We start from the raw sequence: 15,989 nt of genomic DNA, 5'->3' as shown, positions 1-15,989 counted from the left end.
CGGTTTGTGATTTGTGCAGGGTCCGTGGGCATTTTGCGGGCAGTCACGGTTTCTTGAGGTATTGGCGGCGTTGGGGGCTGGCACTGGGCGGGCGGGGCGCTATGGTCGCGGCAACGGAAATTCGACTTTAGGAACAGGCAATGCAAAAGAAAGAGATGGGCCGCACCGGCGTGATGGTCACCGATATGTGCCTTGGCACCATGACCTTCGGCACCCAGACCAGTGAGGCTGAGGGGCACCGTCAGATCGAAATGGCGCTGGATCACGGGCTGAACTTTATGGACACCGCCGAAATGTACCCGGTGAACCCCGTGGCCAAAGAAACCATTGGCCGCACCGAGGAAATCATCGGCAACTGGATCGCCGCCAACCCCGGTCGCCGTGATGAATTTGTGCTGGCGACTAAACATTCCGGCGCTGGCCTGATGGCGGTACGTGATGGCGCGCCGATCACCGCTGACAGCATTCCTGCCACTGTTGAGGGATCGCTGAAACGGCTGAAGACCGATTGCATCGACCTCTATCAGTTCCATTGGCCCAACCGCGGCAGCTACATGTTCCGCAAACATTGGAACTACGATCCCTCTTCGCAGAACCGCGCTGACACTGTCGCGAACATCGAGGATACGCTGGGCGCGCTGCAGCGTGAGGTGGAGAAGGGCAATATCCGTCACTTCGGCCTGTCGAATGAGAGCGCATGGGGCACCACCCAGTGGGTCAATGCTGCTGATCGTCTGGATCTGCCGCGGGTGGCGACCATTCAGAATGAATATTCGCTGCTGTGCCGGATGTATGACACCGATCTGGCCGAGGTGTCGGTGAACGAAGACGTGGGGCTGATCTGCTATTCGCCGCTGGCAGCGGGTCTGCTGACCGGCAAATATCAAAACGGTGTTGTCCCCAAAGGATCGCGCATGGACATCAACGGTGATCTGGGCGCGCGGAAAACAGACCGCGCCTTTGCCGCCGTGGATGCCTATGCGGCGCTGGCGGCGGAACATGGTCTGGATCTGGCCAACATGTCGCTGGCCTGGGCGCGTCAGCGGCCCTTTATGTGTTCGGTCATTTTCGGTGCCACCACCGAGGCGCAGTTGCAGCACATTCTGGAAGGCAAGGATCTGGTCCTGTCGGATGAAGTGATGGCCGCAATTGACGAGATCCACAAACAGCACCCGCTGCCGTTCTAAGCTGCGGTTAGGGGAGGGGCCGATGGACGCGCATTTGTGGATCTTCATCGCCATGATGGCGGCAGGGTTTCAGACCCTGCGCTTCATGGTGCAAAAGCTATTGTCCATGGGCACCCTGTCCAGTGGCGGCGCGACATTGGCGCGGTTTGTCTATGCCGCGCCTTTTGTTGCAGCGCTGACGCTGGGCTATCTGGGCGTTCAAGGCGTGGCTTTCCCCGCCTTGGGCGCGATGTTCTGGCCCTTCGCACTGGTGGGGGCATTGGCGCAGATCTTGGCGACGTGGTGTGTGGTGGCGCTGTTTCATCACCGAAACTTTGCCGTTGGGATCACGTTTAAAAAGACCGAGGTGGTGCAAACCGCTTTGGTCGGCTTCCTCGTACTGGGCGATCGTATTTCGATGCTGGGCTTGGCGGCGATCTTTGTCGGGCTGGGTGGTGTTCTGGTGCTCTCTGGCCGGCCAGAGGGTAAGGGCGGTTTCCTTAACAAAGGTGCGGCGCTGGGCCTGTTGTCAGGCGCGTTCTTTGCCATCTCTGCCGTGGGTTATCGTGGTGCAACGCTGGAGGTGGGCAGTGAGGATCCGCTGCTGCGTGCGATGGTGTCGCTGATGTTTGTCACCGCCTCGCAGGCGGTTGGCCTGTCGCTGTTCCTGCGCTGGCGCGAACCGGGCGAAGTGGGGCGTGTTTTGGCCAGTTGGCGGCAGGCGATCTGGGTCGGGCTGTCGGGCCTTGGTGGATCACTGTGCTGGTTCTGGGCCTTCACCCTGCAGAACGCGGCCTATGTGTTTGCCGTGGGGCAGGTAGAGGTGATCTTTTCCATCTTTGTTTCCACGCTGGTGTTCCGCGAAAAGCTGACCAAGAACGAGGTCTGGGGGATGGTTTTGATCACCCTTAGCGTTATGACGTTGGTTCAGTCCCTGTAAGTAGGCCCAGTAAGCGGGCCAACGCCTTTCAGCCGTAGGAAAAGGTTCTGTTCCTCATCGTTCTTATAGAACGGAACGGAGACCGGCGGTTCTGCCTGATCAAGGCGCGCGGCGACCTCTGCCAGCACCACCTCGGTGATGAAGGGCAGATCGAATTCGCGCACTTTGGGCAGCGGGATCCATTGCAGGTGGGACAGCTCATCGCAGGCGGCGCTGAAATCGTCCAGATCACTGACAATGTGATCGGCATCTAACAGGAAGAACCGCGCATCAAACCGGCGCGGGCGGCCAGTGGGGGTGATGGCGCGGAACACAAACTGCAGCGCTGCCGCGTCGGGGCGGTACCCTTGGGCGGCGAAACCAGCCCAATCCTCAGGGGCATCGGGCCAGTCGCCGGGTTTGCCCAAAATCAGACCGGTTTCTTCCCACAACTCACGAATTGCCGCCGCCGCCAGGGCGTTTGACATATCGCGCGGCGCATCTTCCAGTAGGCGGGCGCGGCAAACTTCTGGCAGGGCGGTGAGCAGCGGCACGTCTGCGTCGGCGGCATCAACGGCGCCGCCGGGAAAGACAAACTTGTTTGGGAAAAATGCAGCCTTGGCGCCACGTTGGCCCATCAGGATTTGGGGATCTGTATGACGGTTGCGCACCACAATGATGGTGGCCGCGTCGCGAATTGCCGTTTTGTCCACGCCGTTTGTCGTCATGCCGTTCCCTGCCTTCTCTCTGCCGCGCGTTTCGACCTGACACAGTGTCAGGTCGATGCCGAAGGGATTAGCCGGTTTTGCCGAACCCGTACATGCGCCGCGCCCATTGATACCCGATCATCGCGCCCTTCAGTCTGGGCAGAAGGTAGAGCGATAGCACCACCGTGCCAACACCGAAGATTTCGATCATCACAATTGGCGAGGGACGCCAAGTTTCAAACACGACATGCAGCAGCGGGGCCAGCAGGTGACCAACCACCAGAATGGTCAGGTAGGCAGGACCATCATCGGCACGGTGATGGTGCAGTTCTTCGCGGCAGACCGGGCAGGTGTCGCGCACCTTCAGATAGCTCTTCAGCATCGGGCCTGTGCCGCAATTGGGGCACTTGCGGCGCCAGCCGCGCAGGATGGCGGGTTTGGTCGGGCGCTCTTCGGCGAGGGTGACGTCGGTCATCGTGGCTCTCTTAACAAATTGATCCGAACAGAATGAAGCAAAACAGATAAGATGAAACCCCTCTAAATGTCGCCGCGTCGTGTTGTCGCAAAAGGCTTGTCTTATGTGCATCTTTAATCGGGGAACGCTGTTGATCGACGGGCCGAAGAGGCGGGGAAAAACTTTTTCATTTTTCTGCGACGGAAGTTTTCTGGCGGTGCGTATCAGTCTGCACAAACCGGATGAAACACCGGTGAAAACCTCCCCGGGCCACGACTGGCCCAAACGTCAGATGAAAAGGAAACACACCATGAAACGCACCGCATTGATCGCTGGCCTGACCATTTTTGCCATTGCAGGCACCGCAGTGACCGCTTCGGCGATGGGGCCAGGCAAAGGTGGCCATAAGGGCCCAATGCTGGAGTTCAGCGCGTTGGATCTGGATGGTGACGGGCTGCTTACGCAGGATGAAATGCACAGCGCCATGCAGGCAGAAGCGGCCAAGCGCTTCGCTGCGGCTGATACCGATGGCGATGGCGCCTTGAGTGTTGAGGAAATGCTGGCCAAGGCCGAGGGTGAACGCGCCGAGCGGATGCAGCGGCGTGTTACCAAGATGATCGAAAAGCGTGACACCAACGGCGACGGCCTGTTGAGCGCCGAAGAAATGCAAGGCGGTAACGGCAACAATGACCGCAAGGGTCGGCTCTTCGCCAAACTGGACCAGAACGAAGATGGTGCGCTGAGCGAAGAAGAGTTCGCGGCAATGAAAGAGCGTTTTGGCAAGAAGCGCATGGGCGGCAAGCACGGCCAGCGTGGTGAAAATGGCGGTGGTCAGGATCAGAACTGATCTGTCACTGTGGCAGTTGCGTCCCCAAGCAGTGCCCAGCGTCCCGCCTCAGCGTCGATCCTTCGGGATCGGCGCGTAGAGGGGAATATGCGGCTCGGGGCAATTGCCCTGCTTGTTGGAACAGGTTACGCCTAAGTCGGTATGGATATGGCCCTCGACACATTGAGTGAGATCCCTGATGACGCGCTATTGGTGTTGTTTGCCAATGGCGATGCGGCAGCTGCGCGGGCGCTGAACCTGCGGCTGACCCCGCGTGTTTTTGCACAGGCGATGCGCATGTTGGGCAATCGTGCCGAGGCAGAAGATGTCGCGCAGGACGCGATGATGCGTTTGTGGAAAATCGCCCCGGACTGGCGACAAGGCGAGGCCAAGGTAACAACCTGGCTATATCGCGTGGTGGCAAATCTGTGTACGGATCGTTTGCGGCGCCGTCCCAGTGTTGGGATCGATGCTATTCCGGAACCTGCTGATGACAGCGCCAGTGTCGCTGACGGAATGCAGGATCGTGCCCGTCTGGACGCGCTTTATCGCGCACTGGACACATTGCCGGACCGGCAGCGTCAGGCGGTGACACTGCGCCATATTGAGGGGCTGGCAAATCCCGAGATTGCCGCCATCATGGACATTAGCACCGAGGCAGTCGAAAGTTTGACCGCACGGGGCAAACGCGCGCTGGCAGCGGCTCTCGCCGGTCGGCGCGAGGATTTGGGGTATAGCGATGGATAAGAACAGTTTGCAAAACGGCGGGCAGGGCGATCTTCCGCTTGATGATCTGCAATCCGATGAACTGGCCGCGCTGGATGATCTGTTTGCGCTGGCGCGCGGCACCGTCGGTGCTGACGATGCGTTCCAGCCCAGTATGGGGCTGATGGATCGCGTTATGTCTGATGCCTTAGCGGTGCAAGCTGTGCCACAGGTGCCAGCGGCTGAGGTCATCGCCCCGCGCGCACCGCACCCGTTGCAACCTGCCTTCTGGCGCAACGCTTTGGCAGCGCTGGGCGGTTGGCCGGCAATGGCGGGGTTGGTGTCGGCTTCAGTTGCCGGGATCTGGATCGGGATGAACCCGCCCAGCCTGTTGAGCGACAGTGCTGCAACTGTTCTGGCACTGGACAGTGACGATTATCTGGTGGATGTGTTGCCGGGATTTTCGGCGGAAATCGACAGCACCTTTTTCGAAGGCTGAGTGAAAGGCGAACTGATGTCACAGGATCCAAACATGACCCCGAACGCCCCCCAGCAGAAAACGGCCAGACAGGCCGCAATGAAACCGTGGGTGCGCGGGCTGTTGTTGCTGTCGCTGGCCCTGAACCTCGCAGTTTTGGGTATGGTCGCAGGGGCCTATTTCCGCTTTGGCGGACCCGACAGTGACAAACGTCCGGCACGAACGGATCAAATTGCAGGGGCTTATACGCGTGCTCTTGCCCCAGAGGATCGCCGTTCGATCTGGCGCGATATGCGCAAGCAGAGCGTACAAATGCCCAGCCGGGCTGAAATGCGGCGGACCCATGCACAAGTTCTGGCCCTGTTGCGTGCCGACCCGCTTGATACTGATGCGCTGGCTTCGGCGCTGGGGCGTCAGATCGAATTTGGCCATGCCCGCGCCGAACTGGGACAGATGCTGCTGGTCAAACACCTGTCAGGCATGACGGCGGCAGACCGTGCCGCTTATGCAGATCGGCTGGAAGATGCGTTGAAAAAGCGCAAACCCGACCACAAGGATCGCGGCGCGAAATACAAACGCCAAACCGATTGAGCGCGCGGGAACGCTTTTGCTGTCGCGAACCGCTTGTCAGTTTGTGGTTTTCGTGAAAAGCAACGGTAACTCTGTTCTGCCATCCAGCTTAATGAGGCCGCTTATGTCCAACCTGTCGCCAGACGCCGCTGAAACGCTTGCCCTGCAGGTACTGGGCTGGTTGGCTGGAAATGACGAATTGCTGCCGGTGTTTATGGGGGCATCTGGCGTATCTCAGGACGATCTGCGGGTAAACGCAGGGAGCCCAGAGTTTTTGGCATCAGTGTTGGATTTCCTGTTGATGGATGACGCCTGGGTGATCAGTTGCTGTGATGCACTCAATCGCCCCTATGACAGCTTGATACACGCACGCGCTGCATTGCCCGGTGGGGCACAGATCAACTGGACCTGACCCGAACGGCTACAGAGTTGGCAGTGGCATGGTCCCGCTGCTTCTTAGCTTTTGCAACAGCCGCTTCAGTTCTGCTTCTTCGCCCGCGCTGAGGGCGGCGCGCAGTTGCGTGGCGTTGTCCTGTGCAAAGGGCGTGCAACGTGGGATCAGGGCGGCGCCGCTTTTGGTCAGAACCACTTGCCGTGTGCGCTTGTCTTCTGTGCCCATGCTGCGTTTGAGCCACCCCTTTTGCTCCATTTGACGCAAAGCCCGTGAGGTCGCTGTACGATCAATGCCGACGAAATCCGCGATATCAGAAGGTTGGCTCAGCTCTTCGTTGCCAATGGCCAGTAAAATGCACCACGTCGTGCGCGTAAGGCCCGCGGTCTTTAGATCCTCATCCAAGCGGCGTTCCTGTTGGCGGGCCGCAATCGACAGGTGATAGCCCAACGATTGATGCAGGCGGTAACGGCGGTCTGGGTCGGTGGAGGGCGGGTTTGGCATGGGCGCAGACGATAACATGGCGCGCACGGTGTCAAGGCCGCTGCGTTCAGTCTGCGGGGTAGTGGGAAGCGAGACGACAGCACGGGTCAATGATTTTCCGTGGTGTTTGGGGAACCTTGGTTTTAGCGCTTGCCTCCGTCGAAAACTGCCCGCAGGGTGCGGCGCGACACAACTGGTTTTGTCCACCCCAAGGAGGAGAGGCGCAATGGCAAGCAACAGTAAGCTGGATGGGATCCTTTTTGATAAGGACGGCACGCTGTTTGATTTCCGTGCGACATGGGACACTTGGGCGGGTGAATTGATTCTGGAATTGGCCGATGGTGATGCCGCACGCGCTGGCGACATCGCCTATCACATGGCGTTTGATCTGGAACTGGGTCAATTTTTGCCACACAGCCCGGTCATCGCGGGCACGGGGCGCGAAGCCGCTGAATGCGCGGCACGCGCATTGCCAGGTGTTGATCTGGACGCATTGGAAGCCCGCATGAATGCCAGCGCCGCAGCTGCGCCATTGACGCCTGCGGTCCCACTTTCGCCATTGCTGAAGGGGCTGGCCGCGTCCGGTTTGGCATTGGGGGTCATGACCAATGACAGCGAAATGGGCGCTCACGCTCATCTGCAAGGGGCAGGCGTGGCTGACCATTTCGATTTCATCGCGGGCTTTGACAGCGGGTTTGGCGCTAAACCCGATGCCGCGCCTTTGCTGGCGTTTTGTGACCGTATGTCGTTGACGCCAGCCCGTGTGGCAATGGTTGGTGACAGTGCGCATGACCTGATCGCCGGACGCGCGGCCGGAATGGTGACCATTGGCGTATTGACCGGTATTGCGACCGAGGCAGACCTGTCCCCACTGGCAGACGTTGTGTTGCGTGATATCGGCGCCTTGCCTGATTGGCTGGCGACCTGATCGCGCAGCCGCCGCAGATGTGTTGACGCCTTAGCAGAGCTATTTTGACTGTGGGGCAATCCACGTAAACGACTTTTTAACTTCTCCATGTGAATGTGGTGCAGCAGTGATGTTGTGCGTTTGATGAAATCTGCGCGCAACTAGGAATGGGCAGGTTTGACGCCAGTTCCAGCAGCATGGGGAGGACGAACGCGCAGTGCGGCTGTGCCTGTTCCTTTCCTTTGCCAGTGGAGCGGTGGCGCAGGAAAACGGGTGTGGCGGGATGGCGCAACAAAATCACGGACTGATCAATCGTGTGTTGCAGCGTTTTGTGCGTGACCGCTTCGGCGCGGATGTGTGGCGGCAGATCGCTGACGATTTGGGTTTGGTTCCGCCTCGGTTTGAACCGATGTTGCACTACGATGTCGCGCTGACGCAGCGTGTTCTGTCTGAAATGCAGCAGATATCGGGAAAACCCCGTGAAGATTTGCTGGGCTGCATTGGCGCATATTTGGGCGGGCACCCCCACATGATCGCATTCCAGCGGTTGTTGCGCTTTGGTGCGGACGACTTTGATGGTTTTTTGCGATCACTCGAAGACGTGCCAGATCGTGTGGCGCTGTCGATTCCGGGATTGAACCTACCCCAAATAGAGGTTCAGAGGTCGCATGATGTCATTCGGGTGGTATGTGTTGGCCAGTGGCCGGAATACGCGCTGGCCCTGCGCGGCGTCGTACAGGCGATGGCGCCTCAATATGGTCGTCACGCGATGGTTGAGGTTGTTCCTGTGATGCAGTCAGGATGCGCTGCGTCTGTGTCGCGTACGGATCTGTTGGTCCGATCGCAATCATGCGGCGGTGCCGGTGGCGTTACCGCTTTCCCTGGTCGTATATACCGCCACCAGGGGCTGGCACAGCGACGCCCAGATCAACTGCCCTCGGTGCGTCGGGGGGCTAGCAGATGATCCCAGTTCACCCCAGCGGCGATGATACTGCGATAGCCGCCGATCCCTTGCCGAAGGTGCGCCCGACAACGTTGCCGGTTCATCTCCATCAGGCGCTATGCCAATTGATGCCGTTTCATCTTTTTGTAGATCAGGATGGGGTTGTCTGTGATCACGGACCCTCCATTGCCAAACTGCTGGGTCAATCAGACCTCAGGCAGTTGCACGTTCAGCACCTATTGCGGTTTGAACGTGAAAAAGGGCGGTCGTTGGCCGACATCGCACAGACTGCTGATGGAAAGGCATGTCGTCTACGGTTGGTACAGCAACCTAATATCGCATTGCGCGGTATTATAGCTGCCCTGGCAGCGCCGGATCAGGCCGCGGCCGATGCGGGGTGGTTGCTGAACCTGTCATGTGGCCCTGCGATGCCTGATCTCTTGCGGCAGGGAACATTGACTGCGGCGGATTTTGCGCCAACCGATATGGCCGTTGAAATGCTCTACCTGACGGAGGCAAAATCGGCGGCCATCGCCGCCAGTATGCGCCTGAACCGGCGACTGCAGGGGGCCAAGACCGAGGCGGAAATGCTGGCCAGTACGGATATGCTCACCGGTTTGCAAAATCGGCGCGTCATGGATGAAACCTTGGCCCGTTTTTGCCAGACGGGCACCGCCTTTTCGCTGATCCATCTGGATCTGGACTACTTCAAGCGGGTCAATGACAGCCTTGGCCATGCTGCGGGGGATTTCGTTCTGCAGGAGGTGGCTAATATCATACGCCGTGAACTGCGATCAGAGGATACGATTATCCGTTATGGCGGCGATGAATTCGTGCTGATCCTGCGTAACGCCGTGCGGCGGAACGAACTATCAGGCATTGCCAACCGTTTGATTGTCGAGATTACCAAGCCGATGCGGTATTTGGGTCACGTCTGCCAGGTTTCAGCCAGCCTTGGGATCGCCCGTGCAATCGCGGGCCAAAAGGTAAATCCTGCGCAAATCTTGCACGATGCGGATACGGCGCTCTACGCGGCAAAACATGCGGGGCGGGGGTGCTTTCGGTTTTTCCAGGCACGTGTTCCCACGACATCGAACTCCAAAGATCGCAACACTCTCTGATCCGGAAACGCAAAACCACCCGACACAGGATCGGGTGGAAATGGCATTTAGACATTGGGTTGGCTTAGCCAGCGGCGCGGGCCTCGGGTTTGAAACCGATTTGGTCCGAAACGGTAAAGCGGCCGCCTTGCAGTTTTTCGATCTTGCCGTCGCGAAGAAGCTGGCCAAAGGATCGCAGGCCATCTTCGCGGCTGAAGGACATATTGTCGATCTGGCGGGCTTTCTTCATCAGCTGCGGACGCGAGAATTGATCCAGACCTTCGACATGCGACATGTACGACGCAGCTGCCTCCAGCAGATCAGGCAGTTCCTGCGCGCCGACGGTTTCGGCAAATTCCGCAAAGCTGCTGAATTCAGCAGGCGAAGTTGCGGCGGGCTCAACAGGGGCTGCAACAACATCGGGTTGGATGCGACGCACACGGCGCGGGCGTACAGGCGCCACCGCTGGTGCTGCCTCGGCAGGTGCCTCGGCAACTTCGGGCGCGGTGTCAACGCGTTGTTCGGCAACCAACTTTAGTGGTGCGGCAGCTGCGGTGTCGCTCGCTTTTGCAGCATCGGCGCGGGTTGGGCGGACGACGTCGTTCAGGTCTGCGCGGTAGGCGTGCGATCCAGTTTCGCGCGCGTTTAGAACGCCGCCGGCATCGGTTTCGGCACGGTTGGCCTGAACGGCGGCGCGCAGATGGGCGATCGCGTTGCGGCGATGCGCGCCCTCGGGGTTGTCCATTTCCGAAGCGGTCTTGTCCATCAGGCGCTCGACATCTGCTTCTTCGGCTTTGTCCGCAAAGATCGAGCGCACATCTCCAGCGTCGAGAGGTTGTTCCGCCTCATCGCCAAATTCCGCCTCTACTTCAGACAGTTCGCGTAGCAGATCCGCCTCTTCCTCGGCGCTCAGCGCACTTGGATCGACCGGCTCTGCAGCGGGGGCAGGGGCTTCTTCCGCGGTGCTGTCGGTCAGCATGCCAGCCTCGTAGTCGGCGCGCTTCATTTTGACCACGCGCACAGGGCGTACAGGGCGAACCGGCGCAGGTGCATCTTCGGGCAGATCCAGAACGGCCTCTTGCGGCAGTTCTTCAGGCTGCTCAGGCGCTGCCTCGGCTGGTGTCTCGCTTGCGGCCTCTTCCGGTGCAACCTCTGCCACATTGGTGGCGATGTCTTCGGCGTCCTCTTCGATCATGTCGGCGACGGCTTCGGGCTCGGCTACCGGTTCAGGTTCGGCGTCACGAACTGCGGCAAGGATGGCGTCAAAATCATCCTCGGCCTCTTCTGCAATCTCTTCGCTGACCTCAATGCGGGTTTCCAAAGCTACGTCTTCAGCGGCGTCGACCTCAGCGTCATCTTCTTCAGTTGCGTTCAACTCGGCGATAGCGGCCAATACGGCAGGATCGACGTCCTCATCTGCGGCCAGTTCCGGCAGATCTTCAACGGCTGGTGCTGCGGTTTCAAGGATGGCGTCAACTTCGGGTGCAGCAACGTCCATCTCTTCGGCATGTTCGTCTTCGAGATAGTCATCCTCACCGGCGTCTGTGGGCGTCGCGTCTTCGGCAACGTTCTCGTCGAAAGCTTCGGCAATTGGTGCCGCAGCTTCGGCATTGCGCGAGACAACGGCGCGGATGCGTTGCAGTTTGTTTGCAACACTGTCTTCGTCAGTGTCGGTGGCCGGCGCGGCCTCTGCGGCCTCCTCGGGCAGCGGGTCGGCGTCAATGATTTCAGGTTCCGCTACGGGGGCTTCCGCTGCGGGTGCCTCTGCTGACGGAGCTACCTCGGGCGCGGCCTCCTGAACCAGGGCTTCCACTGGGGCTGCAACAGGGGCGGGTTCTGCGACCGGTTGGGCGGGAGTTTGCGCCGGCGCAGCAACGGCAGCCGGAGTTTGCGCTTGTGCGTTTTCGGCTGCGCGCAGGTGAATGGTGCCATCGTCCTGACGTGCCACAACCTGACGGGCGATTTCGCGTTCTGCGATGCGGGCCAGCATTTCGGCGTCCGGCGTCGGAGGTTCGGCGCCAAAGTAACGGTCATCTGCGGCCAGATCGCGGAAATATTCTGCAATCGACTTCATCGTGTCGAAAGAATCGTCGAACCCTTCCAGGGTGCAAGAGAAGGTCCCGTAAGAAACCGTTAAAACTTTGTTGTTCGTTACCATTGTAAACTCGCCTTTCTCGCCTCTGGCTGCCATACCCCTGCACAAAAGGGGCACGTGTCGCGTCTCAGGGTTTTGTTTACCAACTATATCCCGCCGAAAGGTGAACGATTCTTAGAAAAGAACGGTATCATTTTATGGCTAAATTGTGGTCACCTTTTAGAAACGGCGGGAATTGCCACATGTTGAACAAGATTGTGCAGTCTGAATTTCCAGTGACGCTACTTGGGGCGGGACGGGTCGATCTGGCAGTTCTGGAAGAGGCGCTAGGAATCGCTCCCACGTTGGTGTGTGCAGACGGTGGCGCGGATCATGCGCTAGGGATTGGTCTGCGTCCCGAGGCAGTGATTGGTGATCTCGATAGCCTGTCAGATGAGGCGCGCACGATATTGCCCGCGCATACGCTGCACCATATCGGCGAACAGGACAGCACCGATTTTGATAAGGCCCTGCGCAGTGTTGCGGCGCCGCTGGTGTTGGGGGTCGGGTTTGATGGCACACGCGTGGATCATCAATTGGCGGCGCTGAATGTGTTGGTGCGGCGGGCGGACCAGCGTTGTATTTTGCTGAATGAGGATCAGTTGATCATGGTTGCGCCGCCGCTATTGGAGGTGGCGTTGCCCTTGGGCTCTCTCGTATCGTTGTTTCCGATGACAGCGGTGACCGGACGGTCTGAGGGGCTGCGCTGGCCGATCGATGGATTGCAGTTCGCACCAGACAGTATGATTGGTACCTCGAACGAGGTTTCTGGCCCTGTTCGCTTGGAAATGGATCAGTCGGGGATGCTTTTGATTCTACCGCGTGCGGCGCTGGGGTCGGTGATTACGGCATTGGGGCAGCAGTCTGCGCATTGGCCTCGGCGGTGATCTGGCGCTGAGTGATCTGTTCGCGCCAGATGATATAGAGCCCCGCGCCAAGCGTGATCAGAATGCCAAGGCTGGCGAGCGGCCCGGGCAGATCACCAAAGATCAGCCAGCCCATTAGGGTGGCAAATGGGATCTCCAGATATTGCATTGGGGCCAATGTGGCAGAGGGCGCATAGCGTAGTGACCACGTCATCATCAAATGTGCGACCGTACCGATCAAACCGCTGGCCAAAACCAACAGTGCGGTGTGTCCCTGCGGCCAGACGATCTGTAGCGGTTGGATGTCCGTCGATGCGCCGATCAGCAGTGCAGGGATGAGTATTCCGCAGGCGATCAGGCCAGAGACGACCTGCAGACCGATGGGGTCTGTCTCCTTCGCAAGTTGGCGTGTTGATAGCATGAACAGGGCAAAGTTCACGGCAACCCCTAGCGGCAGCAGCGCGGGCCATCCCACGGCGGCAAAGCTGGGCTGCACCACCAAAAGCGTACCGATAAAGCCCACGATGCAGGCGATCAAACGACGCGAGCCAATCTGTTCGTGAAGCACATATTTGCCCAAGAGCAACATGATAAACGGCATGACAAAGGCAATCGCCACTGCATCCGCCAGCGGCAGATAGCCAAGGGCAGTGAACATCATGGCGATGCCCGTGATATGCAAAACAGTGCGCCAGATAAGGATAGACAACATACGCCCGCGTATGCGCCAGGGGCGTTTTGTGACGATCATGATGGGTGCCAAAAACAGCGCTTGCAGCAGAAATCGCGCCAGCACCAGAACCCCAAGTGGCAGCACGCCATAGAGCAGTTTTGCAACCGCATCGCCCAAAGGGGCGGCAATGCAAAATCCCAGCATCAAAGCGATGCCGAGGAGGGGGCGGTCAAGGATCTGTGTCTGGCTCATTGGGCCAGTTTTCACGGATCACGCCGCTTGGCAATGGCGGGGGAATACGGCACGTTTGGTTTTATCCAGATTGACGTATTAGGATTTTATTGAGGTTTTGCTGGTATGTGTGAACGACGCGAGGGGGCTGTGTCTCTTGGTCTACGCGGGTTGCTGCGTAGGGCAGCTGTCGCTTTGGAATGCATTCTTGCCTTATGGATTGCGGCGTTGATTCCCACCGCCCCTGCGCTCGCGCATTCGCCCTATTATGGCGATACAGCCGCGATTTCAGTGCCGCAGCTTGGCGATCTGTGGATTAAATTGCTGTATGGCGATGGCATCATCGCTGCCGATCCGGTGCGCGCAGTGCTTGTTGATGCTGACGGGCGGGCCCTGGCCATTTCGCCTTTGGCGGATAGCTTGAGTTTGCATTGCAAGACGCAGCAGGGTGGGGCGGAGTGCGTCGTCTTTGATGCATCGAAGAGGCAGGTGTATTCGCTGTCACTAGACTGGTTGGCGCGCACGCCTCAGCGAGCAGAGGCGAGGGTGATCGAAGTGCGGGGTGCCCCGACGATGTATCCTGACCACCTTGGAGAGGCCTATGGGTTTTCACTGCGCGCAGCAGGCTGGACAGAGGCATTGACGTTCACCGCCCAGCGTTTGGCGCAGGAGCCAATGGGCTTCGTACTGTCTGTCATTTGGTGTGTCCTAGTCCTGTGGTGCCTTCGCCCGCTGAGCCGATTGGTGCTATGGCTGGCAGGGCGCGGGGCACGAGAGGGCGCCACGGTATGGCGTATTGTGCTCTCTGCACTGCAGATTGCGGGCGGGACCTTCATGACGCTGACGACAGTGCTTTACCTCTTGGTGACACCTGCGACAGGATTGGGCTTTGCGCTGACTTTAGTCGCGGCTTTCCTCATGATGCTTGGGGGCGCGGCCTGTTGGCGCGCGGGAAAAACGCTATTTAGCTAAGGCCAATGAACGGGCGTGGGCGGGCAATCTGGCGTCAGATTGCCCTTGGCAAAAAGCGGCGCTTTTTGCGTTGCCCCAAGCTCAATCGGATCAGCAGTTCGGCACGTTGACGGCCAGACCACCCAGCGAGGTTTCTTTGTAGTGTTCGTGCATGTCACGGCCCGTCTGGCGCATGGTTTCAATCGCTGCGTCCAGTGGCACGAAGTGGTCGCCCGTGCCGCGCAGCGCCAGCGAGGCCGCTGAAACCGCCTTGATCGCGCCCAGACCGTTGCGTTCGATGCAGGGCACCTGAACCAGACCTTTGACCGGATCGCAGGTCATGCCCAAATGGTGTTCCAGCGCAATTTCTGCAGCGTTTTCCACCTGTTCAACCGTGCCGCCCATCACGGCGCACAGACCGGCGGCAGCCATGGCGGCGGCCGATCCCACCTCTGCCTGACAGCCCGCTTCGGCGCCGGAGATGGAGGCGTTGTGTTTGATCAACCCACCGATGGCGGCGGCGGTCAGCAGGAACTCTTCGATCTTGCCTTGCGATGCGCCGGGAACGTGATCCAGCCAGTAGCGCATCACTGCAGGCAGAACGCCCGCCGCGCCATTCGTGGGCGCGGTCACCACCTGACCACCAGCAGCGTTTTCTTCGTTCACCGCCATGGCGTAGGTGCTGATCCAGTCATTGATCGTGTGCGGTGCGGTCAGGTTCATGCCGCGTTCTGCCAGCAATGCCTCATGAATGCCCTTGGCGCGGCGTTTCACCTGCAGACCGCCGGGCAGTTCGCCCTCATTCACCAAACCGCGTTCGATACAGTCGTTCATCACCTGCCACAGGCGTTCGACGCCCTGTTTCAGGTTTTGCGCGCCACCGCGTGAGATTTCGTTGGCCTTTTTCATGTGCGCGATGCTCTTGCCGGAATCGCGGGCCATTTCCATCATCTCGTCCGCCGTTTTGAACGGGTAGGGGACGGGGGCACCTTCGTCGGTGTTTTTGCCCGACTTCAGCTCGGCCTCTGTCATCACGAAACCGCCGCCGATGGAATAATAGGTTTCTTGCAGGATGGCGTCACCTTGGGCGTCGGTGGCCATCAGGATCATGCCGTTTGCGTGACCTTCCAGCGCGGGGCCGAAATCAAACTTCAGGTCTGCTTTGGGGTCAAAATGTAGGGGCGGCAGGCCTTCGGGCAGGACTTGGTGATCCTTGTGGATCGCTTCCAGCGCGGCTTCTGCGGCCTCGTGATCATAGGTGTCGGGCAGGAAACCAGCGAGGCCCAGAATGGTCGCACGGTCGGTCGCGTGACCAACGCCGGTGAAAGCAAGCGAGCCATGCAGCGATGCCTTAACCCCATGCGGTTCAAATGGCGCGGCCCGCATCAGGTCGAGGAAGCGCGCGGCTGCTACCATCGGTCCCATCGTGTGAGACGAGGAAGGGCCAACGCCCACTTTGAACATATCGAAGACAGACAGGAACAT

Annotated in this window: 18 protein-coding genes; 12 read left to right on the top strand and 6 right to left on the bottom strand. The window is 59.3% G+C overall.

What is annotated here, in order from left to right; genetic code table 11:
- Window positions 1-140: 140 nt before the first annotated feature.
- Window positions 141-1,187: an aldo/keto reductase gene (locus TM5383_RS05665; protein ID WP_058318053.1), complete on the top strand. Its 1,047-nt coding sequence runs from the start codon at window positions 141-143 to the stop codon at window positions 1,185-1,187.
- A gap of 22 nt (window positions 1,188-1,209) precedes the next feature.
- A complete protein-coding gene (locus TM5383_RS05660) occupies window positions 1,210-2,106 on the top strand; it encodes a DMT family transporter (protein WP_058318052.1) in 897 nt (298 codons plus the stop codon).
- On the opposite strand, the gene TM5383_RS05655 is transcribed toward TM5383_RS05660, so the two are convergent.
- Window positions 2,094-2,813 carry an NUDIX hydrolase gene (locus TM5383_RS05655; protein ID WP_058318051.1) on the bottom strand — a complete coding sequence of 240 codons (720 nt, stop codon included), beginning with the start codon at window positions 2,811-2,813 and terminating at the stop codon, window positions 2,094-2,096. The genes TM5383_RS05660 and TM5383_RS05655 overlap by 13 nt on opposite strands.
- Window positions 2,814-2,880: 67 nt before the next feature.
- A complete protein-coding gene (locus tag TM5383_RS05650; RefSeq protein ID WP_058318050.1) occupies window positions 2,881-3,267 on the bottom strand; it encodes a DUF983 domain-containing protein in 387 nt (128 codons plus the stop codon).
- Window positions 3,268-3,556: 289 nt separating this feature from the next.
- Between TM5383_RS05650 and TM5383_RS05645 the strand changes: the two genes are divergently transcribed.
- The 5 genes from TM5383_RS05645 to TM5383_RS05625 all read left to right on the top strand — a co-directional run bounded on the left by TM5383_RS05645 (window position 3,557) and on the right by TM5383_RS05625 (window position 6,237).
- A complete protein-coding gene (locus TM5383_RS05645) occupies window positions 3,557-4,093 on the top strand; it encodes an EF-hand domain-containing protein (protein ID WP_076399994.1) in 537 nt (178 codons plus the stop codon).
- Window positions 4,094-4,234: 141 nt separating this feature from the next.
- Window positions 4,235-4,819, top strand: coding sequence for an RNA polymerase sigma factor (locus tag TM5383_RS05640; RefSeq protein ID WP_058318048.1), 585 nt, complete (start codon window positions 4,235-4,237; stop codon window positions 4,817-4,819).
- Entirely contained in the window at window positions 4,812-5,276 is a 465-nt protein-coding gene (locus TM5383_RS05635; protein WP_058318047.1) for a hypothetical protein, read from the top strand. The genes TM5383_RS05640 and TM5383_RS05635 overlap by 8 nt, the downstream gene beginning before the upstream one ends.
- Window positions 5,277-5,291: 15 nt before the next feature.
- Window positions 5,292-5,846, top strand: a complete 555-nt coding sequence (locus TM5383_RS05630; protein ID WP_143570198.1) for a periplasmic heavy metal sensor — start codon at window positions 5,292-5,294, stop codon at window positions 5,844-5,846.
- Between the two features lie 103 nt (window positions 5,847-5,949).
- Window positions 5,950-6,237, top strand: coding sequence for a DUF3572 domain-containing protein (locus TM5383_RS05625; RefSeq protein WP_058318045.1), 288 nt, complete (start codon window positions 5,950-5,952; stop codon window positions 6,235-6,237).
- Window positions 6,238-6,246: 9 nt separating this feature from the next.
- On the opposite strand, the gene TM5383_RS05620 is transcribed toward TM5383_RS05625, so the two are convergent.
- Window positions 6,247-6,720 carry a MarR family winged helix-turn-helix transcriptional regulator gene (locus TM5383_RS05620; RefSeq protein ID WP_231725045.1) on the bottom strand — a complete coding sequence of 158 codons (474 nt, stop codon included), beginning with the start codon at window positions 6,718-6,720 and terminating at the stop codon, window positions 6,247-6,249.
- Window positions 6,721-6,925: 205 nt separating this feature from the next.
- Between TM5383_RS05620 and TM5383_RS05615 the strand changes: the two genes are divergently transcribed.
- The 3 genes from TM5383_RS05615 to TM5383_RS05605 all read left to right on the top strand — a co-directional run bounded on the left by TM5383_RS05615 (window position 6,926) and on the right by TM5383_RS05605 (window position 9,670).
- Window positions 6,926-7,627, top strand: a complete 702-nt coding sequence (locus TM5383_RS05615; RefSeq protein ID WP_058318044.1) for an HAD family hydrolase — start codon at window positions 6,926-6,928, stop codon at window positions 7,625-7,627.
- Between the two features lie 262 nt (window positions 7,628-7,889).
- Entirely contained in the window at window positions 7,890-8,570 is a 681-nt protein-coding gene (locus TM5383_RS05610) for a heme NO-binding domain-containing protein (RefSeq protein ID WP_143570199.1), read from the top strand.
- Window positions 8,567-9,670 carry a GGDEF domain-containing protein gene (locus TM5383_RS05605; protein WP_058318042.1) on the top strand — a complete coding sequence of 368 codons (1,104 nt, stop codon included), beginning with the start codon at window positions 8,567-8,569 and terminating at the stop codon, window positions 9,668-9,670. The genes TM5383_RS05610 and TM5383_RS05605 overlap by 4 nt, the downstream gene beginning before the upstream one ends.
- A gap of 64 nt (window positions 9,671-9,734) precedes the next feature.
- Here TM5383_RS05605 and TM5383_RS05600 read toward each other — a convergent pair whose 3' ends face one another.
- A complete protein-coding gene (locus tag TM5383_RS05600) occupies window positions 9,735-11,807 on the bottom strand; it encodes a hypothetical protein (protein WP_058318041.1) in 2,073 nt (690 codons plus the stop codon).
- 179 nt (window positions 11,808-11,986) lie between these two features.
- On the opposite strand from TM5383_RS05600, the gene TM5383_RS05595 reads away from it, so the two are divergent.
- The gene (locus TM5383_RS05595) at window positions 11,987-12,670 is read left to right on the top strand and encodes a thiamine diphosphokinase (protein ID WP_058318040.1); all 684 of its coding nucleotides are present in this window, start codon (window positions 11,987-11,989) and stop codon (window positions 12,668-12,670) included.
- Here TM5383_RS05595 and TM5383_RS05590 read toward each other — a convergent pair.
- Window positions 12,627-13,574 carry a DMT family transporter gene (locus TM5383_RS05590; protein WP_058318039.1) on the bottom strand — a complete coding sequence of 316 codons (948 nt, stop codon included), beginning with the start codon at window positions 13,572-13,574 and terminating at the stop codon, window positions 12,627-12,629. The two genes, TM5383_RS05595 and TM5383_RS05590, sit on opposite strands and share 44 nt — an antisense overlap.
- 207 nt (window positions 13,575-13,781) lie before the next feature.
- Here TM5383_RS05590 and TM5383_RS05585 point away from each other — a divergent pair, with 207 nt between their 5' ends.
- Entirely contained in the window at window positions 13,782-14,525 is a 744-nt protein-coding gene (locus TM5383_RS05585) for a hypothetical protein (protein ID WP_156415724.1), read from the top strand.
- Window positions 14,526-14,615: 90 nt separating this feature from the next.
- Here TM5383_RS05585 and TM5383_RS05580 read toward each other — a convergent pair whose 3' ends face one another.
- Window positions 14,616-15,989, bottom strand: coding sequence for an L-serine ammonia-lyase (locus tag TM5383_RS05580; protein WP_058318037.1), 1,374 nt, complete (start codon window positions 15,987-15,989; stop codon window positions 14,616-14,618).

It is taken from the genome of Thalassovita mediterranea, assembly GCF_001458435.1.
Lineage (GTDB): Bacteria > Pseudomonadota > Alphaproteobacteria > Rhodobacterales > Rhodobacteraceae > Thalassobius > Thalassobius mediterraneus.
Note: the sequence above shows the minus strand (reverse complement) of the source record. Positions and strands in the feature narration are given on the sequence as shown.

Excerpts from the sequence above, each read along its gene's own strand:
- TM5383_RS05665 (WP_058318053.1), top strand. The coding sequence starts at position 141 with ATGCAAAAGAAAGAGATGGGCCGCACCGGCGTGATGGTCACCGATATG.
- TM5383_RS05660 (WP_058318052.1), top strand. The coding sequence starts at position 1,210 with ATGGACGCGCATTTGTGGATCTTCATCGCCATGATGGCGGCAGGGTTT.
- TM5383_RS05655 (WP_058318051.1), bottom strand. The coding sequence starts at position 2,813 with ATGACGACAAACGGCGTGGACAAAACGGCAATTCGCGACGCGGCCACC.
- TM5383_RS05650 (WP_058318050.1), bottom strand. The coding sequence starts at position 3,267 with ATGACCGACGTCACCCTCGCCGAAGAGCGCCCGACCAAACCCGCCATC.
- TM5383_RS05645 (WP_076399994.1), top strand. The coding sequence starts at position 3,557 with ATGAAACGCACCGCATTGATCGCTGGCCTGACCATTTTTGCCATTGCA.
- TM5383_RS05640 (WP_058318048.1), top strand. The coding sequence starts at position 4,235 with ATGGATATGGCCCTCGACACATTGAGTGAGATCCCTGATGACGCGCTA.
- TM5383_RS05635 (WP_058318047.1), top strand. The coding sequence starts at position 4,812 with ATGGATAAGAACAGTTTGCAAAACGGCGGGCAGGGCGATCTTCCGCTT.
- TM5383_RS05630 (WP_143570198.1), top strand. The coding sequence starts at position 5,292 with ATGTCACAGGATCCAAACATGACCCCGAACGCCCCCCAGCAGAAAACG.
- TM5383_RS05625 (WP_058318045.1), top strand. The coding sequence starts at position 5,950 with ATGTCCAACCTGTCGCCAGACGCCGCTGAAACGCTTGCCCTGCAGGTA.
- TM5383_RS05620 (WP_231725045.1), bottom strand. The coding sequence starts at position 6,720 with ATGCCAAACCCGCCCTCCACCGACCCAGACCGCCGTTACCGCCTGCAT.
- TM5383_RS05615 (WP_058318044.1), top strand. The coding sequence starts at position 6,926 with ATGGCAAGCAACAGTAAGCTGGATGGGATCCTTTTTGATAAGGACGGC.
- TM5383_RS05610 (WP_143570199.1), top strand. The coding sequence starts at position 7,890 with ATGGCGCAACAAAATCACGGACTGATCAATCGTGTGTTGCAGCGTTTT.
- TM5383_RS05605 (WP_058318042.1), top strand. The coding sequence starts at position 8,567 with ATGATCCCAGTTCACCCCAGCGGCGATGATACTGCGATAGCCGCCGAT.
- TM5383_RS05600 (WP_058318041.1), bottom strand. The coding sequence starts at position 11,807 with ATGGTAACGAACAACAAAGTTTTAACGGTTTCTTACGGGACCTTCTCT.
- TM5383_RS05595 (WP_058318040.1), top strand. The coding sequence starts at position 11,987 with ATGTTGAACAAGATTGTGCAGTCTGAATTTCCAGTGACGCTACTTGGG.
- TM5383_RS05590 (WP_058318039.1), bottom strand. The coding sequence starts at position 13,574 with ATGAGCCAGACACAGATCCTTGACCGCCCCCTCCTCGGCATCGCTTTG.
- TM5383_RS05580 (WP_058318037.1), bottom strand. The coding sequence starts at position 15,989 with ATGTTCCTGTCTGTCTTCGATATGTTCAAAGTGGGCGTTGGCCCTTCC.